This window comes from Terrabacter ginsenosidimutans, assembly GCF_039539425.1.
In the GTDB taxonomy this organism is placed as follows: Bacteria; Actinomycetota; Actinomycetes; order Actinomycetales; family Dermatophilaceae; genus Terrabacter; species Terrabacter ginsenosidimutans.
Genome location: NZ_BAABDC010000001.1, coordinates 226446 through 242659, shown reverse-complemented (window position 1 = coordinate 242659; position 16214 = coordinate 226446). Strand labels below are relative to the sequence as shown.

Annotated in this window: 15 protein-coding genes; 8 read left to right on the top strand and 7 right to left on the bottom strand. The window is 72.2% G+C overall.

Annotation, left to right across the window (positions count from 1 at the left end; genetic code table 11):
* The first annotated feature begins 41 nt into the window (after positions 1-41).
* Positions 42-278, top strand: coding sequence for a DUF1059 domain-containing protein (locus tag ABD831_RS01240; RefSeq protein WP_344940376.1), 237 nt, complete (start codon positions 42-44; stop codon positions 276-278).
* Between the two features lie 28 nt (positions 279-306).
* On the opposite strand, the gene ABD831_RS01235 is transcribed toward ABD831_RS01240, so the two are convergent.
* The 4 genes from ABD831_RS01235 to ABD831_RS01220 all read right to left on the bottom strand — a co-directional run bounded on the left by ABD831_RS01235 (position 307) and on the right by ABD831_RS01220 (position 3187).
* Complete coding sequence (locus tag ABD831_RS01235; RefSeq protein ID WP_344940373.1) at positions 307-840, bottom strand: NUDIX hydrolase; 534 nt, start codon at positions 838-840, stop codon at positions 307-309.
* A complete protein-coding gene (locus ABD831_RS01230) occupies positions 827-1597 on the bottom strand; it encodes a class I SAM-dependent methyltransferase (RefSeq protein ID WP_344940369.1) in 771 nt (256 codons plus the stop codon). The genes ABD831_RS01235 and ABD831_RS01230 overlap by 14 nt, the downstream gene beginning before the upstream one ends.
* Positions 1598-1659: 62 nt before the next feature.
* Positions 1660-2364, bottom strand: coding sequence for a haloacid dehalogenase type II (locus ABD831_RS01225; protein ID WP_344940366.1), 705 nt, complete (start codon positions 2362-2364; stop codon positions 1660-1662).
* Between the two features lie 76 nt (positions 2365-2440).
* Positions 2441-3187 (bottom strand): helix-turn-helix transcriptional regulator, encoded by a 747-nt coding sequence (locus ABD831_RS01220; RefSeq protein WP_344940363.1) that lies wholly within the window; start codon positions 3185-3187, stop codon positions 2441-2443.
* A gap of 75 nt (positions 3188-3262) precedes the next feature.
* On the opposite strand from ABD831_RS01220, the gene ABD831_RS01215 reads away from it, so the two are divergent.
* The 3 genes from ABD831_RS01215 to ABD831_RS01205 are packed head-to-tail and all read left to right on the top strand — an operon-like array spanning position 3263 to position 6753.
* On the top strand, positions 3263-3562 hold the full coding sequence (locus tag ABD831_RS01215) for a DUF2249 domain-containing protein (protein ID WP_344940360.1): 300 nt from the start codon (positions 3263-3265) through the stop codon (positions 3560-3562).
* Between the two features lie 22 nt (positions 3563-3584).
* Positions 3585-6272, top strand: a complete 2688-nt coding sequence (locus ABD831_RS01210) for a multicopper oxidase domain-containing protein (RefSeq protein ID WP_344940358.1) — start codon at positions 3585-3587, stop codon at positions 6270-6272.
* Between the two features lie 37 nt (positions 6273-6309).
* On the top strand, positions 6310-6753 hold the full coding sequence (locus ABD831_RS01205; protein ID WP_344940355.1) for a hemerythrin domain-containing protein: 444 nt from the start codon (positions 6310-6312) through the stop codon (positions 6751-6753).
* Here ABD831_RS01205 and ABD831_RS01200 read toward each other — a convergent pair.
* Both ABD831_RS01200 and ABD831_RS01195 read right to left on the bottom strand, forming a co-directional pair.
* Positions 6722-8992, bottom strand: a complete 2271-nt coding sequence (locus tag ABD831_RS01200) for an MMPL family transporter (protein ID WP_344940352.1) — start codon at positions 8990-8992, stop codon at positions 6722-6724. The genes ABD831_RS01205 and ABD831_RS01200 overlap by 32 nt on opposite strands.
* Before the next feature lie 55 nt (positions 8993-9047).
* Positions 9048-9803, bottom strand: coding sequence for an aquaporin (locus tag ABD831_RS01195; protein WP_344940349.1), 756 nt, complete (start codon positions 9801-9803; stop codon positions 9048-9050).
* A 215-nt stretch (positions 9804-10018) separates the two neighbouring features.
* Here ABD831_RS01195 and ABD831_RS01190 point away from each other — a divergent pair, with 215 nt between their 5' ends.
* From ABD831_RS01190 to ABD831_RS01175, 4 genes are read left to right on the top strand one after another with little or no spacing between them, the layout of a single operon-like run.
* Positions 10019-12688, top strand: coding sequence for a GAF domain-containing protein (locus ABD831_RS01190; protein WP_344940346.1), 2670 nt, complete (start codon positions 10019-10021; stop codon positions 12686-12688).
* Positions 12685-13080, top strand: coding sequence for a response regulator (locus ABD831_RS01185; protein WP_344940344.1), 396 nt, complete (start codon positions 12685-12687; stop codon positions 13078-13080). Before ABD831_RS01190 ends, ABD831_RS01185 begins: the two co-directional genes overlap by 4 nt.
* The gene (locus ABD831_RS01180; protein ID WP_344940340.1) at positions 13077-14264 is read left to right on the top strand and encodes an adenylate/guanylate cyclase domain-containing protein; all 1188 of its coding nucleotides are present in this window, start codon (positions 13077-13079) and stop codon (positions 14262-14264) included. Before ABD831_RS01185 ends, ABD831_RS01180 begins: the two co-directional genes overlap by 4 nt.
* Entirely contained in the window at positions 14261-15877 is a 1617-nt protein-coding gene (locus ABD831_RS01175) for a peptide ligase PGM1-related protein (protein ID WP_344940337.1), read from the top strand. Before ABD831_RS01180 ends, ABD831_RS01175 begins: the two co-directional genes overlap by 4 nt.
* Positions 15878-15881: 4 nt before the next feature.
* Here the strand turns inward: ABD831_RS01175 and ABD831_RS01170 are convergent, their stop codons facing one another.
* A complete protein-coding gene (locus ABD831_RS01170; RefSeq protein WP_344940334.1) occupies positions 15882-16076 on the bottom strand; it encodes a hypothetical protein in 195 nt (64 codons plus the stop codon).
* Positions 16077-16214: the final 138 nt, after the last annotated feature.

Here is a 16214-nt window from a genome sequence, read left to right as displayed (position 1 = left end):
TCGTCAGTAGGGCAGAACATCCCATCAGCAAGGAGACGACCATGAAGACCATGACCTGCCGGGCGCTCGGAGGACCGTGCGACCTCGAGCACCGGGGCGAGAACGCCGACGACGTCATCAAGGCCCAGGACCGCCACCTCAAGGAGGCGGTCAAGGCCGGGGACGCCACCCATCAGGCCGCTCATGACGAGATGAAGGGCCGCTGGCGCCACCCCAAGAAGTCCATGGGGTGGTACCGCGACGCCAAGCAGGCCTTTGCTGCCATCGCCGAGGACTGACGCCGCTCACGGCCGTCAGGGTCGGGCGTCAGGGTCGGTCGTCGGGCATCGCCGTAGGGCTGAGGCGGTGCTCGACGATCGGCCACCAGTGCCTGCCGCCCAGGGTGTCGCGTGCGCTCTCGACATCGACCCACTCGCCGGACACCACCGGCTCGGGGCCGCCGTCGACGGCGATGACGGGCACGTGGGCCCATGGCACCGGGTGGGGGTAGCCGGTGTCCGGCTGCCGAACGACGTTGCGCACGAAGCCGACACAGTGCGTGCCCACCTCCCGGACACCGAGCACGTGGGCCACCAGGCGGCCCACGCCGATCGCCGGGTCGGACCGCACGGGCCCCGGTTCGAGGAACCGGGTCGGGAGGTCCAGCCCCTTGGCGCCGGGCACGCAGAAGAAGCGAGCCGGTCCGTCGCCTGGGTGCCGGGTCAACAGGAGCCGGACGATGATCGAGGGCTCCGGGAGGGAGTCGAGGTCGCCAACCCAGACCTCGGCGTCACCGCCCGGCGGTAGCCAGGGTGGTCGACCGTGGTGCCGAGCAGGCGTGCGGCGGTCACGGGAGGTCATCGCGCCGACGCGCGAGGTGGACGGTGATGTCCGCTGAGATCTCGACCGTCCCGGGGAGGGCCCGGAGGATCCGGTCGTACACCTGCTCCCGGTCCGGGACCGACAGCTCGAGGTAGGCCGAGACGGTCGAGAGGTAGCCGACGAAGTCGCCGGCGCTCATCGTCAGGGGCCGCTCGACCACCGACTGCTCGACGTCGGTGAACCAGTCCGACAGCACGAGCTCCGTGCCCGGCCACTGCAGGTGCTGTCCGGTCGGCGTGCCGTCCGGGGATGGGACCTCGTCGCTCTCGAGAAAGGGCTGCCGGGCGGCCCGAACCGCTTCTGCCACAGCTGGATCGGCCAGCCGGACGGGTCCGCCGAAGGAGGCGAACACGCCGCCGGGCGCGAGCAGCGCGGCCATCCGTGGCCACCGTTCCTCCGGTCGCGTCCAGTGCAGCGCGGCCGCGGCATAGACCAGATCGAAGGTCTCGCCCGGGTGCAGGTCCTCGAACGCTGCTCGACGCGTCGTGACCGTGGACGGCACGTGCCGACGCAGCTCCTCGAGCATGGCGGTGTCGGGTTCCGTGGCAGTGACGTGCACACCCCGACCCGCGAACAGCCGGGTGGCCTTGCCCGTCCCGGCGCCGATCTCGAGGGCGCGCCGAACAGGCCGCCCGGCATACGCCGTCACGAGGTCGACGAGGGACTCGGGGTAGCCCGGACGGAAGCGTTCGTATGCCGCAGCGACCGTCCCGAAGCTCAGCGCGCGACCAGACATGTCGAGCATCCTGACACGGTTCCCGCCGGGGGAGCCGCGCGGACCGTCCCGCTCGGTCGGACTCAGACGCTGGCCGGCAGTGCCTCGAGCCGGGAGGCGAGGTCCGGCAGCGACCGCGCGACGACGTCGGCGGCATCCATCGTCTGGGGATAGGGCGCGCCCGTCCGGTCGATCCAGGCTGCCCGCAGGCCGGCGGCCTTGGCGCCGTGGACATCCCACGGATGGACCGCGACGAGCATCGCGTCCTCGGCGGCGACGCCGCACTCGCCGAGCGCATAGGCGTAGGCGGACGCGGCCGGCTTCCAGGCCGGTGCGTCCTCCACGGACAGCACGCGCTCGAAGGCGTCCCGGATGCCACCGCGCTCGAAGAGGCCTTCGGCGACGTCGGCCGACCCGTTGCTCAGCGTCACGAGGCGCAGCCCGAGGGCCCCGAGCGCCCGGATGCCGTCGCACACGTCGTCGTGCAGGGGCAGGGCGAGGAAGCCGGCCATGATGTGGCGCGTCGCCGCCTCGACGTTTGCCTTGTCGTGGAGGACCGTGTGCAGCGAGGACCGCGCGACGTCGGCGAAGGCCGCGTTCCGGCCGGTGAGAGCCAGCGCGAAACCGTCGCGCAGCAGCCCGGCGAACCACGGCGCGGCGAGATAGGGCGGCACGCCCACCTCGACGAACCGGTCGCCGAGGTGCGTCATGTCCGACAGTGTCTCGTTGACGTCGAACACGAGGACTCGGGGTCGCCGCACGAGGGCGGTGGACGTCGGTGAGGTCATGCCCCATGGTGCCCCCGGCCCGGCGGCATCGCCCCGCACTCGCAGACTTCGGCGTGGTGATGTCGGCGTCTGGACCTCAGTGTCGGGCGAGGTGCACGAGGCAGGCCCCCTCGCGGGCGAAGGGCACCAGCTGCACGTCCACCTCCGCGTCGCCTGCGTCGTCGAGGGACGCGCGCAGCATCTCCTCGTGCATGGTGCACACGACTCCGGGGTGGGCGCGTGCCGAGGTCAGCACCGGGCAGGTGAGCAGGGCCACGTCTCCCGACGCTTCCGCCTGTGGCGAGAAGCCGGCGGTCCGCAGCAGCGCCGTCACCCGGTCGGTGGGGGAGAGCGAGTCGTGCCGGCGACGACGTGGACGCGCGCGCTCTCCCGTCCGACCCGCGTCGGTGTCCGGCTCCCGGGTCAGCTGCGTCGCCCAGAGCCGCCCGATGGCGCGGGCGTGCGCCTCGGCGTCGGGCGTCGCGGCGAGGTGCTCGGCCATCGCCGACACCAGCTCGTCGGTCGCGACCGGCTTCGCGAACCGCAGGGCGTCGAGGACGAGTCGTCCACGGTCGGTGAGGCGGTGCTGGTGGGCGGGCCGCCCTCGGGCGCTCCCTGCCACTGCGACCCGCTCGAGCAGGCCCTCTGAGACGAGCTCGCCGACGTGGACGCGGCTGGTGTTGGCGTGGCCGCCGAGGTCGGCGGCGAGGTCGCCGATCGTCGTCCCGGTCCCGCGGTCCTCGCGGTCGGCGACGGCCATGAGCACCCGGGCGCGGGCCGGGGACAGCTCCGGGAGCGGCGCCGGACCCGGTCTGCCGGCGGACGCGCGGGGCCGGTTTGGCACGGGGCCGGGTCGAGGAGTATTTTTCACATGTCAAGTGTAATAAATGCTCGCACCGTCCGCATCCCAGGAGTCATCGTGACCACACCCAACCCCCTGCCCGTGTCCGACGTCAGCCAGCCCACGTGCGGGTGCGGGTGCGGCGACGCGGGCGAGCCGGAGCTCGACGTGCGCACCATCCCGCAAGCCATCCGTCACGCGACCGTCCTCGGTGCGCTGACCGCCGTGCCTGCCGGCGGGTCCCTGCGACTCGTCGCACCGCATGACCCCAAGCCGCTGCTCGCCCAGATCGCCGACCGTGAGAACGGCGCCTTCGAGGTCACCTACGTCGTGTCCGGGCCGGACGCCTGGACGCTCCGCCTCACCCGCCGCGCCTGACGCCCGACCCGGCGCGACGTCCGTGACCTCCTCCGACCGCACGAGCCGCCCCGGCGACGCCGCGTCGGCCGAACGCACCACAGCCGCAGTGCTCCCCGGTCGTGGCGCATGGCCGTTGCGCGACCACCCGACCACGCTCTGGCTGACTGCGGCCCTCGTGGTCGCGGCGGTGGGGCGAGGTCTGCCGGCGGCGGACTGGCTCGTCGTCCACCTCGTCCTGCTCGGCGCGGTCACCCACGCGGTCATGGTGTGGAGCACGCACTTCGCACAAGCCCTGCTCAAGACCCCGCCGACCCTCGACGGGCGACGTCAGCAGGGGCGCCGGCTCGCGCTGCTCCTGCTCGGCTCGGCCCTCGTCGTCGTCGGGGTGCCGGCGGGTTGGTGGCCCGTGACGGTTGCCGGGGCCACGTGCGCCGCCACCGCTGTCACCTGGCACGGCGTGCAGCTCTGGCGCCGGCTGAGGTCCGCCCTACCCGGACGATTCCGCATCACCATCCGCTACTACGTCGCGGCCGCCGCGTGCATGCCCGTCGGCGCGACCTTCGGGGTGCTCCTGGCCCGAGAGCCCGCGGACCCGTGGCACGCCCGCCTCGTCGTGGCCCACTCGTTGACGATGGTCCTCGGCTGGCTCGGCCTCACCGTCACCGGGACGCTCGTGACCCTCTGGCCGACGATGCTGAGGACGAGGATGGACGACCGCGCGGAAACGCTTGCCCGACAGGCGCTTCCACTGCTCCTCGTCAGTCTTGCCGGCGCGGTCACTGCGTCCCTCGCCGACGCGCGCCCGCTCACCTCGGCGGCACTGATGGCGTATGCCGTGGGCCTGCTCTGGTGGGGCCGTGCCCTGCTCGCACCCGCCCGTCGCAGCGCGCCCCGCCGCTTCGCCACGGTCTCCGCCGCGGCGGCCCTCGTGTGGCTCGTCGTGACCGTCGTCGGCGTGGCCGTCCTCGTGATCGCGTCCCCGGGCTGGGCTGCCGTCGGTGAGCAGTACGACAGGGTGGCAGCCGCGCTCGCGGTCGGCTTCGCGCTCCAGCTCGTGCTGGCCGCCCTCAGCCACCTCGTCCCGAGCGTCCTCGGAGGCGGACCGTCCGCAGTCCGCGCCGGGCTCGCGTGGTTCGAGCGTGGAGCGCCGTTCCGCGTCGTGGTCCTCAACGCGGCCATCCTCCTGTGGCTGCTGCCCCTGCCTGCCCCGACCCGCGCCGCCGCCGCGGTGTCGGTCTGCCTCGCGGTCGCCTCGTTCCTGCCCCTCGTCGGTCTCTCCGTCCGCGACTCCGTCCGGGCTCGCAAGGCGGCGGCCGGCGTCGCGGCGGGGCCGCAGCCACGAGTTCCGCTGCCCGACAAGCCGTTCTGGTCCTCGCCGCAGATCCCCGTGGCGCTCTCGGTGGTGGCGCTCGCGGTCGCGGGCAGCCTCGGCATCCAGAGCGACAGTGGGTCGGCGTCAGCGGTCGACGTGAGACCGACGGGTCACACGACGACCGTCCACGTCGTCGCCGACGCGATGCGGTTCAGCCCGTCGACGATCAGCGTTCCGCTCGGTGACCGGCTCGTCGTGGAGCTGACCAACCTGGACCGCACCACCACGCACGACCTCGTCCTCGACATCGGGCTGCGCACGCCCCGCCTCGCCCCCGGAGCCAGCGCCCGCATCGACGCCGGCGTCGTCAGCCGGTCGGTCGAGGGCTGGTGCTCCGTGGTCGGGCACCGTCAGATGGGCATGGTCCTTCACGTTCTCGTCGTCGGTGCGCCGACAGCCGAGGGCGGCCCCACGGCCCGTCACGACGCCATGGCCACGTCGCCCGGCACCCGCGAGATGGTAGGAGGGACAGCACCGTCGGGTCAGCCGGCCATGGACCCGGGCTTCTCGGCATACGACCCCGTCCTGGCACCGCTCACGGCGACCCGGACGCACCGGGTGACGCTCACGGTCGAGGAGCGCGAGCAGGAGGTCGCGCCGGGGACGTGGCAGCGGCGGTGGACCTACAACGGGACGTCGCCCGGCCCGACGCTGCACGGCAGCGTCGGCGACGTCTTCGAGGTCACCCTCGTCAACCACGGCACGATGGGCCACTCGATCGACTTCCACGCCGGGTCGCGGGCCCCGGACGACGTCATGCGCACCGTCCCACCGGGAGGCAGCCTCACCTACCGCTTCACGGCGACGAGGACGGGCATCTGGATGTACCACTGCGCCACGATGCCGATGACGGCGCACATCTCGGCAGGGCTCTTCGGTGCCGTCGTCATCGAGCCGCCGGACCTGCCGGCCGTCGACCGCTCCTACCTCCTCGTGCAGTCGGAGGCCTACCTCGGAGCAGGCACGGCCAAGGGGTCCGCGAGCGAGGTCGACGCGGCCAAGGCGCGGGCGGACACCCCCGACGTCGTCAGCTTCAACGGCACCGCCGACCAGTACGACACCCACCCTCTGGCCGCCACGGTCGGTGAGCGAGTCCGCTTCTGGGTCCTCGATGCCGGACCGAACCGGCCGACGAGCTTCCACGTCGTCGGGGCACAGTTCGACGCGGTATGGGTCGAGGGCGCCTGGCTGCTCCGCCCGGGGTCTGCGGGCGGGAGCCAGAGCCTGTCGCTCGGCGCCTCACAGGGCGGCTTCGTCGAGACGGTCTTCACGGAGGCCGGCCACTACTCCTTCGTCGACCACGTCATGGCCGACGCCGAGCGCGGCGCCCGTGGAACAGTGGTCGTGCGGCCGTGAGGACCACCATGCCACCCCACCCGGAAGGGACCAGCTGATGTGCAGCTACTGCGGATGTGCCGACCTCGAGGTCGTCGGACGGTTCATGGCCGAGCACGAGCACATCATCAACCACCTGGGCGCCCTGCGCGACGGACTCGACGACCCGGGGCGCCGGCGCGCAGCCGCCGAGACGCTCGCCGCGCACCTGCTGCCCCACGTCGAGGCCGAGGAGGTCGGGCTCTTCACGGTGATGGCCCGCGACGAGCTCTTCACCGACCACATCAGCCGGCTCTGCAGCGAGCACCGCGAGCTCGACGACCTGCTCGCGCGCGTCGCCGACGGGGAGGTAGAGCTCTACCCGCGCTTCGAGGACGCACTCCGGGAGCACATCAACCGGGAGGACAACGGCCTCTTCCCTGCGGCAGCCATCCACCTCGGGGGCCCGGAGTGGGACGAGGTGGAGCGGCTCACGCCGTCGGACCGGGCGGCCAAGGGGTAGGCCCCGCCTCGCGCGCGGCGACGTCGTCCAGGCGAGCCCGCACGTCCACGACGGCGTCGGCGCCCGGCTCGTGACGTCCGGCACGGGGCAGCCCGATGGGCCACCAGATCCGGTCGCCGAGGTCGTAGGAGACGGCCGGGACGAGCAGGCTCCGGACGACGAGGGTGTCGAGGAGCACCCCGAAGGCGACGATGAAGGCGATCTGCACGAGGAAGAGGATCGGCAGCACCGCGAGGGCCGAGAAGGTCGACGCCAGAACGATGCCCGCGCTCGTGATGACGCCACCCGTCACGGCGAGGGCGACGAGGATGCCGGGCCGGGTGCCGCGGGTGCGCGACTCCTCCCGGACGCGGGTCATGAGGAAGATCGAGTAGTCGATGCCCAGCGCGACGAGGAAGACGAAGCCGTAGAGCGGCGTCGACGGGTCGGACCCCGGGAAGCCGAAGACGTGGTTGAAGGCGATCGCCGAGACCCCCATGGTCGCGGCGAACGACAGGACGTTGGCCGCGACGAGCACGAGCGGGGCGACGACCGACCTCAGCAGCAGCATGAGGACGACGAAGATCACGCCGAGGATCGTCGGGATGATGACCTTGAGGTCGCGCTCGCTCGCGAGGCGCACGTCGAGGTTGGTGGCCGTCGTCCCACCGACGAGCACGTCGCTGCCGACGCGGTCGAGCGAGGCGCGCAGCGTCTCGATGGTGTCCTCGGCCTCCACGCTGTCGGCCGCCGCGTCGAGGGTTCCCTGCACGATGACCTGCCCGTCGACGACCTTGGGAGGCTGCCCCGGCACCAGGCCCACCTGCGGGTTGCTCACGCCGTCGGTGGCGCCGAGCACCTGCACGACGGCATCGGCCTTGGCCTCGGGCGCGGCGATCTGGACGGGGGAGCCCGAGCCGGCAGGGAAGTGGCGGGCCAGCACCTCCTGGCCGGTGACGGAGTCGACCTTGGTGAGGAACAGGTCGGACTGCGCGATGCCGCGGGCGTTGAGGGTGGGCAGGAAGGCAGCGCAGGCCACGAGGGCCAGCAGCGTCACCACCCAGGTGCGCCGCGGACGACGCCCGACCACCCCGGCGACCCGACCCCAGATGCCCCGGGTACCGACGGCGTCTGCACTGTGGACGTGGTCGACGCGCGGGACCTGGGGCCAGAAGATGCGGCGGCCGATGAGGAGGAGCACGGCCGGCAGGAACGTCAGTGAGGCGACGAAGGCGCCGACGATGCCGAGGGCGCCCACGGGGCCGAGGCCCTTCGTGCTCCCGAGGTCCGACAGGCGCAGGCAGAGCAGTCCCAGCACCACGGTGGCGGCGCTTGCCGCGATGGGCTCGAGCGAGGCCCGCCAGGCGGTCTTCATCGCCGCCCACGTGGACTCCTCGTCGTGCAGCTCCTCCTTGAAGCGGGCGACGAGCAGCAGGGCGTAGTCCGTGGCCGCCCCGACGACGAGGATCGACAGGATGCCCTGGCTCTGGCCACTGAGGCTGATGGAGCCGTTCTGGGCCAGCGGGAAGACGACGAGCGCGGCGAGCGACAGGCCGAACATCGCGGTGATGAGCACGGCGAAGGGCAGGATCGGGCTGCGGTAGACGATGAGCAGGATGACGAAGACGACGCCGAGGGCGACGAGCAGCAGGATGCCGTCGATGCCGCTGAAGGCGATGATGAAGTCCGCGAAGAAACCGCCCGCCCCCGTCACGTGCACCGTGAGACCCGTCGATCCCAGCGACGAGGCCGCGGACTCGCGAAGGGCCTTCGCGACGGCATACAACGCGGTGTCCCCGGCGATCGTGACCTCGGCCCGGTCGGCGAGGAAGGCCACGGGGACGAGGGCGGCCTGCTTGTCCTGGCTGGGGATCGCGGCGGTCGGGGGCGCCTGCAGGAACTCTCCGACCGTCCGCGTCGGGTCGGCGAGCTTGAGGCCCGGGATGCCGGCGACCCAGGTCTGCACGGCCTGCAGGTCGGCCGGGGTCAGCCCACTCGTGCGTTCGACGACGACGAGGTAGGGCAGCGTCTGCGTGTCCGTGGTGCGCCCGACGAGCTTGCTCACCGACGTCGACTCCGCCGACGGCGGCAGGAAGTTGGCGTTGTCGTTCGTCGCGACCTCCGAGAGGCGCCCGACGAGAGGACCACCGACGCCGCCGATGGCCAGCCACGCGAGGACGGCGAGGGCGGCGATCCAGCGCACGGCGCGACGTCCCTTCGGTCTCGTCGGCGTGGCCGTGCCCCGAGAGGTGTCGCTCATGGACACATCATGGAGCAGTCGGCGGGTCCCAACGTTCGACAGCGCACCACGCCGGTCATGCGGGCACGTCCGCGCCCGTGGGGTCGGTGTCGGCCTTCGAGACGGCCGTCTCGAAGTACGGCGCGGCCAACGCGGCGACGGCACCACCGACGAGCGGCGCCACGATGAACATCCACACGTGCGCGAGGGGCTCGCCGCCGTAGAGCAGGGCCGGGCCGATCGAGCGGGCCGGGTTGACCGAGGTGCCGTCGAGCGGAAGGCCGACGAGGTGGATCACGGTGAGCACCAGACCGATCGCGAGTCCGGCGAAGCCCGGAGCAGCGGCGCGGTTGGTCACCAGGAGCACGACGAGGACCAGCAGGAACGTGAGCACGACCTCGAGCACGAAGGTGCCGCCTGCCGAGATGTTCTTGCCCCAGTCGTTGGTGCCGAGGGCGCCGCTCACGTCCTTGGCGCCGCCGAAGCCGGACACCATGAGCTTGAGCAGCGCGGCGCCGACGATGGCACCGATGAGCTGGGCGATCCAGTAGTAGACCGCCTCGGTCGTGGTCACCCCCCTGCGCAGGAGGACGCCGAGGGTGACGGCGGGGTTGACGTGGCACCCGGAGACCGGGCCGATGGCATACGCGAGCGCGAGCAGGACGAAGCCGAAGGCGAGGGCGACGCCCACGAAGCCGATGGTGTCGATGCCGAAGACGACGGAACCGACCGCGAAGAAGACGAGGACGAACGTCCCCACCGCCTCGGCCACGGCGCGACGCGTGAGGTCGGGCATCCGGGTGGCGGCGGCAGACCTGCTGGTGTCGGGCATGGCACTCCTTCCGTAAAGGGTCGAGCGGACCCGTTCCCCCGGGACGCTCCGGGCCGAGCGTAGGACGGGCCCTCCGGGCGGCGCGTCACCCTTCGTGGGTGTAAGACGCCGCGCACACCGGCCCGCGAGTCCGCGGAATCCGTGGTGCCGGAGGCCGGCCAGGAGGACACTCGTGTGGGGGACCACAGGGACTCACAGGTCGATGGGGGACTCGCATGAGCGGGTTCGGAGAAGCGGGCGACGAGACGGTCGAGGGTGCCCACGAGCTCGCCGATCGGCTGGCGACGACGCAGGAGCAGCTGCGGGCCACGAGCGACATCCTCAAGGTCCTCACGGCCTCGACGACCGGGGGCGCCGCCAGTCGTGACGAGGTCTTCGACGCGGTCGTCGACAGCGCCCGGCGCCTCCTCGGCGCGCAGGTCGCGCAGATCTACCTCGTGCACGGCGACTCCTACGTGCTCGCGCGGTCGAGCGGTCTGACGCCGGAGTTCGTCGACTTCGTCTCACAGCACCCGATCGTGCGGGACCGGGCGACGCTGGTCGGGCGGGTCACGATCGACCGGCGGGTGCACCAGATCGAGGACGTCCTCGCCGACCCGGACTACCGGCGCACCGACTTCCAGCGGGTCGGCGGCTACCGGACGATGATGGGCGCGCCAATGGTGGTCGGTGAGCAGGTCGTCGGTGCGCTCAACGTGTGGCGCACCCAGGTCGCGCCCTTCGACGAGGCGGCCGAGGACCTCCTGTCGACCTTCGCCGAGCAGGCGGCCCTCGCCCTCCGGCACGTCGAGCTCTACTCGGCGCTCGAGAGCCGCTCGGCCGAGCTCGCCCGCAAGGTCGACCAGCTCGAGGCGCTCGCCGAGGTGGGGGAGGCGATCAGCTCGACGCTCGTCGCGGACGAGGTGCTGACGACGATCGTCAGCCACGCGGTCGAGCTGTCGGACACCGACGGCGGGTCGCTCATGGAGTTCGACGAGGCGACGGGACTCTTCCGGGTGCGCACGGCGTACGGCACGAGCGAGGAGGTCATCGGGGCGCTGCGCGGCGCGGAGATCCACATCGACCGGACGTGGGTGGGCCGGGCCGCCCGCAGCCGCGAGGTGCTCCAGATCCCCGACCTCGACGCCGAGCCGGAGCCGCTCGACCCGCACCTCGCCGTGCTGCACGGGTCGGGCTGGCGCTCCCTCGTGGCCATCCCGCTCGTGCGCCCCGACCGGGTCGTCGGTGCGCTCGTCGTGCGACGCAAGTCGACGGGGTCGTTCAGCGCCGAGACGTGCGAGCTGCTCGCCGCCTTCGCGAGCCAGTCGGCCGTCGCGCTGACGAACGCCCGGCTCTATCAGGAGCTCGAGCGGCAGAGCGTCGAGCTCGCGCAGGCCAGCCGGCACAAGTCCGAGTTCCTCGCGAGCATGTCGCACGAGCTGCGCACCCCGCTCAACGCCGTGATCGGCTTCTCCGAGGTGCTCCTCGAGCGGATGTTCGGTGACCTCAACGAGCGTCAGGAGGACTACCTCAAGGACATCCTCGCTGCCGGCCGGCACCTGCTCGCCCTGCTCGGCGACATCCTCGACCTGTCCAAGATCGAGGCCGGCAGGATGGAGCTCGACCTCACGACCTTCCCCATCGACGACGTCGTGGTGCAGGCCCTCTCGCTCGTCCGTGAGCGGGCCGCGCTGCACGGCATACGCCTGACGCTCGACATGGACGGCGGGCTCGGGACCGTGACCGCAGACGAGCTGCGGCTCAAGCAGGTGCTGCTCAACCTGCTGAGCAACGCCGTCAAGTTCACGCCCGACGGGGGCAGCGTCGACGTGCGCGCGTGGCGCGACCGTGAGGAGGTCGCCGTCACCGTCACGGACACGGGCATCGGCATCGACCCGGCCGACCAGGACCGGATCTTCGACTCCTTCCAGCAGGGCGAGCGGTCGGCGTCGTCGAGCGAGGGCACGGGCCTCGGCCTCACTCTCAGCCGCCGCATCGTCGAGCTGCACGGCGGTCGCCTCTGGGTCACGAGCAGGCCCGGGGAGGGCAGCACCTTCGGGCTCTCGATCCCGCAGCCGAGCGCCCCGCCGACCCCCGAGGCCGGCGTGTGGGTGGACGACGAGGAGCTCGTGGGCGGCCCGACGGTCGTCGTCATCGAGGACGACCCGCGCTCCGCGGAGCTCGTCGGACTGCACCTGAGGGCGGCCGGGCTGCGTGCCGTCGGCGCCCCGACGGGCGAGCTCGGGCTCGACCTCGTGAGGACGCAGTCGCCCTTCGCCGTCATCCTCGACATCCACCTGCCCGGGATGAACGGCTGGGAGGTGCTGACGGCCCTCAAGAGCGACCCGGCCACGGCCGCCGTGCCGGTGGTCGTCGTCAGCGTCGAGCCGGAGCGCGGTCGAGGCTTCGCGCTCGGGGCCACGGAGTACCTCGTCAAGCCGGTCAGCGGCGACCATCTCCTGGCCGCCGTGACCCGGCTGCTGTCCCCGACCCGGGCGTCCGAGGCGGGCGCCGGGCTCAGCGTCGTCGTCGTCGACGACGACCCTCTCGCCCTCAAGCTCGTGCGCAGCACCCTCGAGCCGCTCGGCTGGGAGGTCCACACCTGCGCGGGCGGCCAGCGGGCGGCCGACCTCGTGCGGGCGGTCGCGCCGTCCGTCGTCGTCATGGACCTGCTCATGCCCCAGGTCGACGGCTTCGCCGTCATCGACGAGCTGCGGCCGGACCGCGACACCGACGGTCCGCCCATCGTCGTGCTCACGGCCAAGTCCCTCACGGCACAGGACCGTTCGCGGCTGGAGGGCCGCATCGCCTTCGTCGCCGAGAAGGCGGGCATCGACCTGCCGGGTCTAGCGCGCCGGCTCGCAGCCGTCGCGGCTGCCCATCCGGCACCGGAGGAGGGGCCATGAGCCGGCCACCGGTGGTGCTCCTCGTCGAGGACAACCCGCGCAACCTCAAGCTCGCCCGTGACGTGCTGGAGTATGCCGGGTTCGCCGTCGTCGTCGCCGCCACCGGTGAGGAGGGGGTCGAGCAGGCCCGGACGACGTTGCCCGACGTCATCCTCATGGACCTCCAGCTCCCGGGGATCGACGGGTTCGCCGCCCTCGAGCTGCTCCGTGGCACCGAGGCGACCGCGCACATCCCCGTCGTCGCGCTCACCGCCTTCGCGATGCAGCGTGACCGCGAGCGAGCGCTCGACTCCGGCTTCGCCGGCTACCTCGAGAAGCCGATCAGCGTCCGTGAGTTCCCGGCACAGGTGCGTCGCCACCTGCCCCGACGAGACGACGGTGGGCGGCCATGACGGCCGCTGCCGAGGAGCTCGCGACCCTGCCCCCCGGGGGCGTGCGGGTGCTCGTGGTCGACGACCTCGAGCAGAACCGCAAGCTCCTGCACGCCGTCCTCGAGCCGCACGGCTTCGTCGTGCGCTCGGAGGCCTCAGGTGCTGCCGCCCTCGACGCCCTCGCCGAGTGCGCCGTCGACGTCGTCCTGCTCGACGTGCTCATGCCCGGCCTGGACGGCTACGAGACGTGTGCGCGGATCAAGGGCGACCCCCGGACCGCGATGCTGCCCGTCGTCATGGTGACCGCCAGCGGGTCACGGGAGCGGCTGCGCGCGCTCGAGGTGGGCGCCGACGACTTCGTCACCAAGCCCTTCGACCAGGCCGAGCTCATGGCGCGGGTCCGGTCCCTGGCCCGGGTCAAGCGCCTCCACGACACCGTCGTCGCGCAGACGGTCGCGCTCGAGCGCTGGAACGCCGAGCTCGAGTCCCGGGTGGCCGAGCAGGTCGCCGACCTCGAGCGCCTGAGCCGGTTGCGCCGCTTCCTCTCGCCGCAGATCGCCGGTCTCATCGTCGAGTCGGGCGACGAGTCGTTCCTCGAGAGCCACCGCCGCGACATCACCACGGTCTTCACCGACCTGCGCGGCTTCACCGCCTTCGCCGAGACGTCGGAGCCGGAGGAGACGATGTCGGTGCTGCGCGACTACCACGCCGCGCTCGGCGAGCTCGTGTTCCGCTACGAGGGCACGCTCGAGCACTTCGCCGGAGACGGGCTCATGGTCTTCTTCAACGACCCGCCGCCGTGCGCGGACGCGCCGGAACGGGCCGTGCGGATGGCGCTGGACATGCGCGACCGCGTAGACGAGCTCGCCGACCACTGGCACCGACAGGGACACGACCTCGGCTTCGGGGTCGGCATCGCGCAGGGCTACGCGACGCTAGGGCGGGTCGGCTTCGAGGGCCGGTGGGACTACGCCGCCATCGGCACCGTCACCAACGTGGCGGCGCGGCTGTGCGCGGCGGCCGCGACCCGGCAGGTCCTCGTCAGCCCCCGCGTGCGCGCCGGCCTCGACGACGGGTTCGAGACGCGCTCGCTCGGCCCGATGGAGCTGCGCGGCATCTCGCGGCCCCTCGAGGTCCACGAGGTCATCGGCACGATCGGCACGATCGGCACGATCGGCACCCGCCAGCAGGAGGTCGACCCATGAACGTGACGGACCCGGCGACGAGACCCGGCCTCGACGACCTCGACGAGGACGCGCGGAGCCGGCTCTTCCAGGACCTGCAGGACACGCTGCCCGACGTGTGGCGCCTCATCCGCCAGGGCGACCCGCTCGAGTCGGTCGTCGTCGTGCCGTCGATGACGATCGAGCGGCTCGGACCCTCAGCGGGCGCGATGAACCAGGCGCTGGAGGAGCGCTTTCTCTTCCTCCTGCTGCTCCTGCGCCAGCCACGGCTTCGCGTGGTCTACGTGACGTCGATGCCGATCCACGAGCACGTCATCGAGTACTACCTCTCCCTGCTGCCCGGAGTCATCCCCAGCCATGCCCGCGCGCGGCTCTCCCTCGTCGCCGTCGGTGACTCGTCGCCGAGGCCGCTCGTCGACAAGCTGCTGGAGCGCCCGCGCCTGCTGGCCCGGATCGCGTCGCTGGTGCCCGACCCCGCGCGCTCGCACCTGGTGCCCTACAACAGCACCACGCGCGAGCGTGACCTCTCACTCCTGCTCGGGATCCCCATGTATGCCCCCGACCCGCGGCTCTACCCGTTGGGCACCAAGACCGGCTGCCGCCGCGTCTTCGCCGAGGCCGGCGTCGACCACCCCTTCGGTGCCGAGGACGTCCACACCGTCGACGACGTCGTCGATGCCCTGCTCGAGCTGCGTGCGGCCCGCCCCGCGGCGCGGTGGGCCATGGTCAAGCTCGACGAAGGGGTCTCCGGCTCGGGGAACGCACTCGTCGACCTCGCGGACCTTCCCACGGGACAGGGCATCTCGGGCGACGAGAGCGGCGTGCGCGCGCTCGTCGCCGAGCGGGTGCGGGCGATGCAGCTCGAGGACGAGCGCATCGGCATCGACGTCTACCTGCGCAGCCTCGAGGAGCGAGGCGGGATCGTCGAGGAGCGCATCGTCGGCGACGAGGTGCTCAGCCCCAGCGTGCAGCTGCGGGTGACGCCGCTCGGGAAGCTCGAGATCCTCTCCACGCACGACCAGGTGCTCGGGGGACCCACGGGCCAGAGCTACCTCGGCGCACGATTCCCGGCGAACCCGGCCTACGCGACGGCGATCACGCGGGAGGCGGAGAAGGTCGGCAGGGTCCTTGCCGACAAAGGGGTCCTCGGCCGCTTCGCCCTCGACTTCGTCGTCGTCCGGCACGGAGACGACTGGCAGACGCATGCCATCGAGATCAACCTGCGTCGCGGCGGCACGACGCACCCGTTCCTGACCCTGCAGTTCCTCACCGACGGCGTCTACGTCCACGAGGAGGGACGTTTCCGCACGCCGTCCGGGGCTGAGCGTCACCTCGTGGCGACCGACCACCTCGAGGACGAGGCGCTGCGAGGCCTCGAGGTCGACGACCTCTTCGACCTCGTCGCCCGGGCGGGCCTGCACTTCGACCAGTCGCGCCAGTCCGGCGTCGTCTTCCACATGATGAGCTCGATCACCGAGTGCGGTCGGGTGGGCATGACCGCGATCGGGGACACGCCAGACTCCGCCCAGGATGTGTTCGACCGGGCGGAGTCGGCGTTGCTCGCCGAGGCGCGTGCGTCGCTGGTTCCGCTCCCGGTACCCCTCCGGGTGCGCCTCGGCGAGGGTCTGCGGTGACCGCTCAGGGGGCGATCGAGGCCGAGTGGATGAGCGCGCCCACGTATGCCTGGTGCCAGGTCAGCCGGGCCACGACCGCGTGGGCGGACGCACCGCCGCAGACGCACTCCCACGTCCAGCCTCCGGGGGAGGTCCGGGTGACCCGCGGGTGGTGGTGTGCCAGATCCGGGTGGACTCGTCGTCGTGCCGTCGTCGTCATCGAAGTGCCTCTCTTCGTCGAGGGATTCGCTGCCCCTCGCCCCGTGGATGTGCTCACGCTCGACGATCTCGCCGCCGGGCGTGCACGTCTGTGTCCGCGGCGACACCCGGGACGTGTCCACCGGCACGCTCCAGCCGC

Excerpts from the sequence above, each read along its gene's own strand:
- ABD831_RS01240 (WP_344940376.1), top strand. The coding sequence starts at position 42 with ATGAAGACCATGACCTGCCGGGCGCTCGGAGGACCGTGCGACCTCGAG.
- ABD831_RS01235 (WP_344940373.1), bottom strand. The coding sequence starts at position 840 with ATGACCTCCCGTGACCGCCGCACGCCTGCTCGGCACCACGGTCGACCA.
- ABD831_RS01230 (WP_344940369.1), bottom strand. The coding sequence starts at position 1,597 with ATGTCTGGTCGCGCGCTGAGCTTCGGGACGGTCGCTGCGGCATACGAA.
- ABD831_RS01225 (WP_344940366.1), bottom strand. The coding sequence starts at position 2,364 with ATGACCTCACCGACGTCCACCGCCCTCGTGCGGCGACCCCGAGTCCTC.
- ABD831_RS01205 (WP_344940355.1), top strand. The coding sequence starts at position 6,310 with ATGTGCAGCTACTGCGGATGTGCCGACCTCGAGGTCGTCGGACGGTTC.
- ABD831_RS01200 (WP_344940352.1), bottom strand. The coding sequence starts at position 8,992 with ATGAGCGACACCTCTCGGGGCACGGCCACGCCGACGAGACCGAAGGGA.
- ABD831_RS01195 (WP_344940349.1), bottom strand. The coding sequence starts at position 9,803 with ATGCCCGACACCAGCAGGTCTGCCGCCGCCACCCGGATGCCCGACCTC.
- ABD831_RS01190 (WP_344940346.1), top strand. The coding sequence starts at position 10,019 with ATGAGCGGGTTCGGAGAAGCGGGCGACGAGACGGTCGAGGGTGCCCAC.
- ABD831_RS01185 (WP_344940344.1), top strand. The coding sequence starts at position 12,685 with ATGAGCCGGCCACCGGTGGTGCTCCTCGTCGAGGACAACCCGCGCAAC.
- ABD831_RS01180 (WP_344940340.1), top strand. The coding sequence starts at position 13,077 with ATGACGGCCGCTGCCGAGGAGCTCGCGACCCTGCCCCCCGGGGGCGTG.
- ABD831_RS01175 (WP_344940337.1), top strand. The coding sequence starts at position 14,261 with ATGAACGTGACGGACCCGGCGACGAGACCCGGCCTCGACGACCTCGAC.
- ABD831_RS01170 (WP_344940334.1), bottom strand. The coding sequence starts at position 16,076 with ATGACGACGACGGCACGACGACGAGTCCACCCGGATCTGGCACACCAC.